Source organism: Microbacterium sp. LMX7-1.2 (genome assembly GCF_040675935.1).
GTDB lineage: Bacteria > Actinomycetota > Actinomycetes > Actinomycetales > Microbacteriaceae > Microbacterium.
In genome coordinates, this window is sequence record NZ_JBEGIL010000001.1 from 653,176 (window position 1) to 662,434 (window position 9,259).

Annotated in this window: 11 protein-coding genes; 6 read left to right on the forward strand and 5 right to left on the reverse strand. The window is 70.2% G+C overall.

All coding sequences use genetic code 11. The features are described from left to right. Nucleotides 1-13 precede the first annotated feature (13 nt). The 4 genes from MRBLMX7_RS03375 to MRBLMX7_RS03390 are packed head-to-tail and all read left to right on the forward strand — an operon-like array spanning nt 14 to nt 3,406. Complete coding sequence (locus MRBLMX7_RS03375; protein ID WP_363366201.1) at nt 14-961, forward strand: ABC transporter permease; 948 nt, start codon at nt 14-16, stop codon at nt 959-961. Continuing rightward, the gene (locus MRBLMX7_RS03380) at nt 958-1,827 is read left to right on the forward strand and encodes an ABC transporter permease (protein ID WP_363366202.1); all 870 of its coding nucleotides are present in this window, start codon (nt 958-960) and stop codon (nt 1,825-1,827) included. Before MRBLMX7_RS03375 ends, MRBLMX7_RS03380 begins: the two co-directional genes overlap by 4 nt. Further along, complete coding sequence (locus MRBLMX7_RS03385; RefSeq protein WP_363366203.1) at nt 1,824-2,615, forward strand: ABC transporter ATP-binding protein; 792 nt, start codon at nt 1,824-1,826, stop codon at nt 2,613-2,615. Before MRBLMX7_RS03380 ends, MRBLMX7_RS03385 begins: the two co-directional genes overlap by 4 nt. Next, nucleotides 2,612-3,406 (forward strand): ABC transporter ATP-binding protein, encoded by a 795-nt coding sequence (locus tag MRBLMX7_RS03390; protein ID WP_363366204.1) that lies wholly within the window; start codon nt 2,612-2,614, stop codon nt 3,404-3,406. Before MRBLMX7_RS03385 ends, MRBLMX7_RS03390 begins: the two co-directional genes overlap by 4 nt. 3 nt (nt 3,407-3,409) lie before the next feature. Here MRBLMX7_RS03390 and MRBLMX7_RS03395 read toward each other — a convergent pair whose 3' ends face one another. The 4 genes from MRBLMX7_RS03395 to MRBLMX7_RS03410 all read right to left on the reverse strand — a co-directional run bounded on the left by MRBLMX7_RS03395 (nt 3,410) and on the right by MRBLMX7_RS03410 (nt 6,477). Then, nucleotides 3,410-4,021: a GNAT family N-acetyltransferase gene (locus tag MRBLMX7_RS03395; protein WP_363366205.1), complete on the reverse strand. Its 612-nt coding sequence runs from the start codon at nt 4,019-4,021 to the stop codon at nt 3,410-3,412. A gap of 41 nt (nt 4,022-4,062) precedes the next feature. Next, on the reverse strand, nt 4,063-4,773 hold the full coding sequence (locus tag MRBLMX7_RS03400; RefSeq protein ID WP_363366206.1) for a uracil-DNA glycosylase: 711 nt from the start codon (nt 4,771-4,773) through the stop codon (nt 4,063-4,065). A 2-nt stretch (nt 4,774-4,775) separates the two neighbouring features. Beyond that, nucleotides 4,776-5,558: an SDR family oxidoreductase gene (locus MRBLMX7_RS03405; protein WP_363366207.1), complete on the reverse strand. Its 783-nt coding sequence runs from the start codon at nt 5,556-5,558 to the stop codon at nt 4,776-4,778. Between the two features lie 85 nt (nt 5,559-5,643). Then, nucleotides 5,644-6,477, reverse strand: coding sequence for a DMT family transporter (locus MRBLMX7_RS03410; RefSeq protein ID WP_363366208.1), 834 nt, complete (start codon nt 6,475-6,477; stop codon nt 5,644-5,646). Here MRBLMX7_RS03410 and MRBLMX7_RS03415 point away from each other — a divergent pair. Then, nucleotides 6,464-6,838, forward strand: a complete 375-nt coding sequence (locus MRBLMX7_RS03415) for a hypothetical protein (protein ID WP_363366209.1) — start codon at nt 6,464-6,466, stop codon at nt 6,836-6,838. The genes MRBLMX7_RS03410 and MRBLMX7_RS03415 overlap by 14 nt on opposite strands. Nucleotides 6,839-6,897: 59 nt before the next feature. Here the strand turns inward: MRBLMX7_RS03415 and MRBLMX7_RS03420 are convergent, their stop codons facing one another. Continuing rightward, nucleotides 6,898-7,713, reverse strand: a complete 816-nt coding sequence (locus tag MRBLMX7_RS03420) for a MerR family transcriptional regulator (RefSeq protein ID WP_363366210.1) — start codon at nt 7,711-7,713, stop codon at nt 6,898-6,900. A 192-nt stretch (nt 7,714-7,905) separates the two neighbouring features. On the opposite strand from MRBLMX7_RS03420, the gene MRBLMX7_RS03425 reads away from it, so the two are divergent. Beyond that, a complete protein-coding gene (locus MRBLMX7_RS03425; protein WP_050721324.1) occupies nt 7,906-9,228 on the forward strand; it encodes a bifunctional o-acetylhomoserine/o-acetylserine sulfhydrylase in 1,323 nt (440 codons plus the stop codon). Nucleotides 9,229-9,259 lie beyond the last annotated feature (31 nt).

A 9,259-nucleotide genomic window follows, 5' to 3' on the forward strand; every position in this document is an offset into this window, starting at 1 on the left:
CGGCGCACACGTCGTGATCCGCTACGCGCTCGTCCGAGGAGTCCTGCTCATCGCGGGACTCCTCGTGTCGAGCGTGCTGATCTTCCTCACGCTGCGGGTGTTCCCCGGTGACGTGGCGCAGTTGATCGCGGGCACCCAGGCCTCGCCCGCCGAGGTCGAGGCGCTCCGCGAGTCCCTCGGACTGAACCGTCCACTGCCGGCGCAGTACGCCGAGTGGATCGGAGGGATCTTCCGCGGCGACCTCGGCACCTCGCTGCTGTCCGGCGCGTCGGTCGGCGAGGAGCTCGTCGAGAAGGCTCAGGTGACCGTGCCGCTCGGGATCATGTCTCTGCTGATCGCCGTGCTGATCGCCGTCCCCTTCGGCATCCTCGCCGCACTGCGCCGCGGCCGCCCTGGCGGCACCGTGCTGAGTGTCGGGGCGCAGGCCCTCGCCGCGGTGCCCGTGGTCTGGGCGGGGATGATGCTGATCGTCGTGTTCTCCGTCTGGCTCGGATGGCTGCCGCCGCAGGGCTTCCCGCGCACGGGCTGGAGCACGCCGGACCGAGCCATCGAGTCGCTGCTGCTCCCCGCGCTCACGATCGGCGTGGTCGAGGGGGCCATGCTCATGCGCTTCGTGCGCAGCGCCACCCTGCAGGCCGCCGGACAGGACTTCGTCCGCACGGCCGCGGCGAAGGGCCTCACCCGCACACGTGCGCTCCTCTCGCACGGCATCCCCGCCGTGGGCCTCTCGATCGTCACGGTGCTGGGACTCCAGGTCGCGGGCATCATCGTCGGATCGGTCGTGATCGAGCAGCTCTTCACGCTTCCCGGCATCGGCAGGATGCTCGTGACCGACGTCGGAACGAGGGATCTCATGAAGGTGCAGAGCGAGCTGCTCGTGCTCACGGGCTTCGTGCTCGTCGTAGGGTTCCTCGTCGATCTGATCCACCGCGCGATCGACCCGCGCCAGAGGGAGGCATGATGCCCGGTTGGCTCATCCGCCTGTGGGGCGGCGCCACGGGTCGCTTCGGCCTGATCGTCATCGCCGTGGTCGCCGTCGCCGCCCTCGTCTCTCTCGTCTGGACGCCGTTCGACCCGCAGGACTCCGACCTCGCCTCTCGCTGGGCGACGCCCAGCTGGCCCCATCTCCTCGGTACCGATGACACCGGCCGCGACATCCTCAGCCTTCTCATGGCCGGAGCGCGCACCACGGTGTTCGTGAGCGTCGGCGCGGGCCTCGTGGCCACGGCCGTCGGCATCGCTCTCGCGTCTCTCGGCGCCCTCACCGCTCGCTGGCTCCGGGAGACCGTGGCTGTGCTCGTCGACATCCTCATCGCGTTTCCGGTGCTCCTCATCGCGATGATGATCTCCTCGGTGTGGGGCGGCTCGCTGTGGGTCGTGATCTGGGCCGTCGGCATAGGCTTCGGCGTCAACATCGCGCGTGTCACCCGCCCGGAGCTGCGTCGCGTGCAGCAGAGCGACTTCGTCCTCGCTGCGCGCGCCTCGGGTCTCACGACCGGGCAGAATCTGACGCGCCATCTCCTGCCGAACGTCGCGCCGGTGTTCATCGTCCAGCTGTCGTGGTCGATGGCCGTGGCGGTGCTGGCCGAGGCCGGCCTGTCGTACCTCGGTTTCGGAGCCTCGGTCGTCGACCCGAGTTGGGGCCTGCTGCTGGCCGACCTGCAGCGCTACATCGGCGTGCATCCGCTCTCGGTGATCTGGCCCGGCCTCGCGATCACGGTCACGGTGCTCGCTCTCAACCTCCTCGGCGACGCGCTGCGCGAGGCGACGGATCCGACACTGCGTCATCGCGCAGCCCAGACGCACACCCCGGCGGTGGTCGCATGAGCCTCGTCGTGGACGGTCTCGTGATCGAGATCGACGGGCGTCGCGTCGTCGACGGCGTGTCCTTCGAGGTGCCCGACGCCGCGCGGCTCGGGCTGATCGGGGAGTCCGGCTCTGGTAAGTCGCTGACGGCCCTCGCGATCCTCGGCCTGCTCCCCGAGGGCGCCGTCGCGAGCGGCAGCATCCGCTGGCACGGCACCGAACTGATCGGGATGCCGGATCGCGAGCTCGCTCGACTCCGTGGCGACGAGATGGGGATCGTGTTCCAGGAACCGCGTACCGCGCTCAACCCGATCCGCACAGTGGGACGGCAGATCGCCGAGTCCGTGCGCATCCACGAGGGACTCGGTCGTCGCGCGGCCCGGCAGCGCGCGGTCGAGGAGGCGTCCCGCGTCCGCCTGCCGGACCCCTCGTCGATCGTGGACCGGTACCCGCACCAGCTCTCGGGCGGTCAGAGACAGCGCGTGGCGATCGCCATGGCTCTCGCGTGCCGCCCGCAGCTCCTGATCGCCGACGAGCCGACCACCGCACTCGACGTCACGATCCAGGCGGAGATACTGACGCTCCTGCTCTCCCTGGTCGAAGAGCACGGGATGTCGCTCCTGTTCATCACCCATGACCTGGCCGTGCTCGCGCAGGTCGCCACGCACGGCGTCGTGCTCGAGGACGGGAAGGTCGTCGAGTCGGCCCCGGTGCGAGAACTGCTCACGGCTCCCACGTCGCCGGTCACGCAGGGACTGCTGCGGGACGCCACCGCGACCCTGTGGCGTCCGGAGGGGGGCCGCGCATGAGTCTGATCGAGGCGCGCGGTCTGAGCCGCGACTTCGTCGTCCCGAAGCGTGCGGCATTCGAGCGCACGCGCCACCAGACGGCGCTCGCGCCCACCGACCTCGATGTGCAGGCGGGCGCCGCGCTCGGCATCATCGGCGAGTCCGGCTCGGGCAAGTCCACGCTCGTCCGGCTGCTGCTCGGCCTCGACCGGCCGTCCGCGGGCACGGTCGCGATCGACGGGCGCGCCGTCGATGCCTCAGCGCCCGCGCGATCCCTGCACTGGCTGCGGCGGGAGACCGGCCTGGTGTTCCAGGACCCCTATGCCTCCCTGGATCCGCGGATGACGGCCGGCCGCATCATCGGCGAGCCGTTGTGGGCTCTGGGCATCGAGGGCGACCGCCGGGCGCGGGTGCGCGAGGTGCTCGCTCAGGTGGGCCTCGAACCCGAGATGGCCGAGCGGTACCCGCACGAGTTCTCCGGCGGGCAGCGCCAGCGCATCGCCCTCGCGCGCGCGATCGTGCACCGTCCGCGGATCCTCGTGGGCGATGAGCCGCTCTCCGCACTGGACGTCACGGTGCGCGCGCAGATCCTCGATCTGCTGATCGAGCTGCGCCGCACGACCGAGCTGACGCTGCTGCTCGTCTCGCACGACATCGGCGTGGTGCAGAATCTGTGCGACACGGTCGTCGTCATGACGGACGGGCACGTCGTCGAGCGCGGCACCACGGACGAGGTCCTGCAGCGACCGACGCAGGAGTACACGAAGACGCTGCTGGCGGCGATCCCGGTGATCCCCGCGCGTGGAGAGTGAGGATCAGCGGCCGGCGCCGAAGAACCGGCGCTTCCGGCTCGGACGCAGTGCCTTGCGCATGTAGACCGTGCCGAGGTCGCGTCCGAACTTGTGTCCCACCCGCCCCATGCGCCCGGCTTCGACGAAGCCCAGCCGCGCGTGCAGGCGGATAGACGCCTCCGCCTTGGTGTCGCTGATCACGGCGACCATCTCGCGGATGCCGAGCTGCTCGCACTCGTCGATGAGCGACTGCAGCAGCACTCCCCCGAGCCCCTTGCCGCCTGCCCCGGGTCCGAGATAGATCGAGTCCTCGACCGTGTACCGATAGGCGTTCTTCCCCGCCCAGGGCTGAGCGAGCGCGTATCCCAGCACAGCGCCCGACGGTGACACGGCTACGAGGAACGGCAGTCCGAGTCGGCTGAGAAGCGCGAACTTCTCGCGCCAGTACGGGATGCTGCTGCGCCGTTCGTCGAGGGTGACCACGGAGTTGCTCACGAAGTGGTTGTAGATCTCCCGCACGTGCGGGAGATCGCCGGGGCGCACCGGACGGATCGAGTACGAGAACACCTCGGGAGCAGAGGCGGGGCGCAGATGGCGCGGCAGAACACGACGGCGGTCACCGGGCTCGAACTGCATGCGCTCAGCTTAGGGCGCGCTCCCGGGATGGCGGCAAGCGCTCACTCCGGCGAGCGCTCACCCGCGACCCTCCAGTCGACGGGGTCGGCGCCGAGTCCCTCGAGCAGCGCGTTGGCGCGCGAGAACGGGCGCGATCCGAAGAAGCCCCTACTCGCCGACAGCGGCGAGGGATGCGCGGAGGCGATCACGGGCGTCGAGCCGAGCATCGGCTGCAGGTTCGCGGCATCCCTGCCCCACAGGATCGCGACGAGCGGCCGGTCGCGGGCGACGAGCGTGCGGATCGCGAGCTCCGTGACCTTCTCCCAGCCCCAGCCGCGGTGCGAGGCCGCCTCCCCCGGACGCACCGTCAGCACACGGTTCAGCAGCAGCACGCCCTGGTCGCTCCAGGCGGTGAGGTCGCCGTGCGGGGCGGGAGGGATGCCGAGGTCGCTCTCCCGTTCCCGGTAGATGTTGCCGAGGCTCCGAGGCAGGGGGCGCACGGCCGGATCCACCGCGAACGACAGTCCGATGGGATGTCCGGGCGTCGGATACGGGTCCTGTCCGGTGATGAGCACCTTCACGTCGGCGAGCGGTCGCTGGAACGCGCGGAGGACGTTCTCGCCGGCGGGCAGGTAGCCTCGCCCCTCCGCCTGCTCGGCACGCAGCCGATCGCCGATCGCCGCGATCGTATCCTGCACCGGTGCGAGCGCCTCGGCCCAACCGGGGTCGATCAGTCCGTCGGAGGCGAGCTCCGCGAGCGTGCGCGGCGGCATCGTCACTCGACCGCGCGGACGCGGAGCGGCCCGCGTGCGAGCAGATGGTTCGCGGACTGCGCGACCGGTCGCATCGTGATGAGGTCGAGGTTGACGTGGCCGGGGGCCTCGAGCGCGTAGCCGATCACGTCGGCGACGTCCTCCGCGAGCAGTGGTGCCTCGACGCCCGAGTACACGGCCTCCGCCGCGGCCTTGTCGCCACCCAGGCGGTTGAGCGTGAACTCCTCGGTGTGCACGAGTCCCGGCGCCACTTCGGCGACACGGATCGGCTCGCCGTTGAGCTCGAGGCGCAGCGCATGCACGAGCATCGACTCGGCGGCCTTCGCGGCGTTGTAGCCGGCGCCTCCCGGGTAGGCGACCTGCGCCGCGGTGGAGGTCACGAACAGCGTGTCGGCATGACCGTCCGCGGCCGCGGCGCGGCGGAGCAGGGGAAGGAGACCCGCGACGAGGCGTTGCGTGGCCAGCACGTTGGCGTCGAACATCCACTGCCAGTCCGCGATCGAGCCGTCCTCCACGCGGTCGGTGCCACGGGCTCCACCGGCGACCTGCACGAGCGCGTGCACGGGTCCGGTGGCGTCGAGCTCCTCGACGAGGGCTGCCACTGCCGCCTCGTTCGTCAGGTCGCACGCGATGGCCGAGGCGCCGGTCTCCGCGACGAGTGCAGCCAACCGCTCCTCGCGTCGCGCGACGCCGACGACATCCCAGCCCCGGGCGCGCAGTGCGCGCACCGTCGCCTCCCCGATCCCCGAACTCGCACCGGTCACCACTGCACGCCTGTCGCTCATACCCCCACCGTACGATGCTCCGCGTAGCGACGCCGTATACCGCGCGAGCGCGACAGGAGCGCGTGACCCGCTGAAGCGGCTCCGCTCAGGTCTCGACGCGGTCCTCGGAAGCACGAGCCCGGGCGCGGTCGCGGTTCGAGGACCTCTCGACCAGCAGCACCACGGCGACTCCGAGGCCGCACAGCACGAAGCCGATCAGAGTCTCGGCCGTGAGCGGTTCGTGCAGCAGCAGCGCACCGGCGAGCGAGGTCGCGGGCGCGATGAGGAACAGCAGTGCCTGGAGCACGGTGATGCCCACCCGACGCAGCAGCCACCAGTAGAGCCCGTACGCGGCGAGAGTGGGGAACACGGCGGTGAGCACGACCGCGAGCCAGAACGACGCCGATGAGGGCGGAGCGATCGTGCCGGTGAGCGCGGCGATCAGGAGCAGCAGCAGCGCGCTCACGGCGACGTGCACGGCGAGCGTCACCATCACGGGCGTCTCGACCGCGTACTTGCGCTGCAGGAGCGTGCCGACGATCAGGCAGGCCATCGCGAGAGCGGGCAGGGCGTAGGCCACCGGGGCGGCTCCCGCCGATCCGAACTGGGAGCGCACGACGAGCAGCACCCCGACCGCGCCGATCGCCAGGCCGACCCACTGCGATCCGCGGACCCGCAGTCCGAGCACCGGTCCTGCGAGCACAGCGACGATGAGGGGCTGGACGGCATCGATCAGGGCGACGGTGCCGGTGGCGATGCCGGCCGCGACCGCGCCGTAGACGGCGAGACAGTAGCCGAACTGGGCGAAGAGACCGATCATCGCCTGGATCCCGAGATCGCGGATGCCGGTGCTCCGCGCTCTGCCCGAGGAGAGGACGAGGACGACGAGGACAAGGGCGAGGGGGACGAAGCGCCAGACGAGCAGGGTGAGCGGCGACACGTCGACCGTCGCGAACGCGGGGATCACGAAGCCCGAGCGGGTGCTGGCCGTCTTCGACGCCGCCCTCTCCTGGTCGGACGAGAACAGCCCCAAGGGCTGCAGCGCCATCAACGCCCGCGCCGAGGTCGGAGAGGGCAACGGCGATCATCCCGTGTTCCCCGAGGTCACCCGTCAGAAGGCGTGGCTGCTCGCCCTGTTCGCCGAGCTCTGCGCCGAGGCGGGCGTGCAGGACCCCGCCCGGATGGCCGAGGCGATGATGCTGCTCTACGAGGGCGCCATCGTGACGGTCGGCATGGCGACCTTCGACGAGCCCTTCGCCGTCGCCCGACGGTGGGCTGCGACGCTTCTCGACGAGGGCTGACCGGGTCGGTCGGAGGCCGCGCTGCCGCATCCGGCCGTCTCGCCTCCGACCTCAGCGGGTCAGGCCCGCTCGACGGGCGCCTGGAGCTCGGTCAGCCAGTCCGGGCCGGGTTCGTGCCCCTCGGCCTCGAGGTAGACCTCCCGAGTGTCGCCGACCACGCGATAGCCGTCGGCGACGAGCTTCTGCATCAGCGTCGACCAGGATTCCCCGATGCCGGTCATATCGCCCCGGTGCTGCAGGGTGGCTGCCGTGGGAACCGCCGGGAGTTCGACGACGTCGTAGCCCTCACCGGCGACGGGATCGGCTTCCGCGGTGTACGAGACGTGCACATCGACCCCCTCCTCCCCCTCTGATCCGTACCAGAAGATCCCCGGCTCGAGGAGCGGTCGACCGGCCGCCTCGAGCGCTCGATCGAGCCCCTCGATGAGCGGGCCGATGAGCGGGCTGACGTTCTCTGGCCCCATTCCCGGCGCGACGCCGTGGACGGCGTAGACGGTGACGGGCGCCAGCGGCTTGTAGACGACGTCGGACATGATGTCTCCTTCGAGGTGGCGGAGGCGTCGCTCGATCCGGGCGATGCGCAGACGATCGGCGGCGATCGACGACTCGAGATCGTGGCGACGCGCGACGAGCAGGATGCGCAGTACGGCATCCTGATCCTCGGCATCCGCCAGCTCCCCGATGTGCTCGAGCCCGACGCCGAGTTCCCGCAGCTCCACGATCCGCAGCAGCAGGGGCAGCTGGTCGATCGCGTAGGAGCGGTAGCCGGTGCGGACGTCCACCCGCGCCGGGGTGAGGAGGCCGATCGCGTCGTAGTGCCGCAGCATGCGCACGCTCACCCGTCCCAGGGCGGCGAACTCTCCGATGGTGTACATGATGGAGACCACACTCGACCATGACACAGTGAGAGGGTCAAACGCACCGATCCAGGCGATCCGATCGCCGTGGGCCGAACATCGCGGTGTTACGTCACATTTCCCACCCGTTGTTGACACCCAGCAGTATTCCGTACTGTCACTGCAAGGCATCCGCCGCTTCGACCTTTCGACCGTTCCAGGGGGAACAACATGTCCGCACCCGAGACCTGGCGTTTCGAGACCAAGCAGATCCACTCCGGAGCCGCACCCGACCCCGTCACCAAGGCCCGTGCGACGCCGATCTACCAGACCACGTCCTACGTGTTCGACAGCGCCGACCACGCCGCGAACCTCTTCGCGCTCGCGGAGTTCGGCAACATCTACACGCGTATCCAGAACCCGACCCAGGACGTGCTGGAGCAGCGACTCGCGGCGCTCGAGGGCGGAACAGGCGCGCTGGTGCTCTCCAGCGGCCAGGCGGCTTCGACGTTCGCCGTGCTGAACATCGCGCAGGCCGGCGACCACTTCGTCTCGTCGAGCTCGATCTACGGCGGCACCTACAACCTCTTCAAGTACACGCTCGCGAAACTCGGCATCGAGGTCACGTTCGTCGAGAATCAGGACGACCCCGAGGAGTGGCGCCGCGCCGTCCGGCCGAACACCAAGCTGTTCTTCGCGGAGACCATCGGCAATCCGCAGATCAACATCCTCGACATCCGCACCGTCGCCGACGTCGCGCACGAGTCCGGCGTCCCGCTCATCGTCGACAACACGATCGCGACCCCGTACCTGATCCGCCCGTTCGAGCACGGTGCCGACGTCGTCGTGCACTCCGTCACGAAGTTCCTCGGCGGACACGGCACCACGATCGGCGGCGTGATCATCGACGGCGGCACGTTCGAATGGTCGAAGAACGTCGAGAAGTTCCCCGGCCTCACCGAGCCCGACCCCTCGTACCACGGAGCCAGCTACACGACGGCCGTGGGCGACCCTCTCGCGTACATCATCAAGGCGCGCGTGCAGCTGCTCCGCGACCTCGGCTCGTCCATCGCACCGCAGAGCGCGTGGAACCTCATCCAGGGCATCGAGACGCTGTCGCTGCGCATCGAGCGCCACGTGCAGAACGCTCAAGACATCGCGGAGTGGCTCGACGGCCGCGACGACGTCGCGAGCGTGAACTACTCTGGCCTGCCGTCCTCGCCGTGGTACGCGGCTGCGAACAAGTACGCCCCCCAGGGCGTCGGCGCGGTGCTGTCGTTCGAGCTCAAGGGCGGCGTGGAGGCCGGACGCGAGTTCGTCAACAGCCTGTCGCTGTTCAGCCACCTGGCGAACATCGGCGACGTGCGCTCGCTCGTCATCCACCCCGCGTCGACCACGCACGCCCAGTTGACGCCCGAGCAGCAGCTCACGGCCGGCGTCACGCCCGGTCTCGTGCGCCTGTCCGTCGGCATCGAGAACATCGACGACCTCAAGGCCGACCTCGACCAGGCCCTCGCGGCCGCACGTCGCGTCTCGGAGGCCGCGCGCGCCTGACAGCGCCCGTTCGGCACGAAGCGCCCCGGCA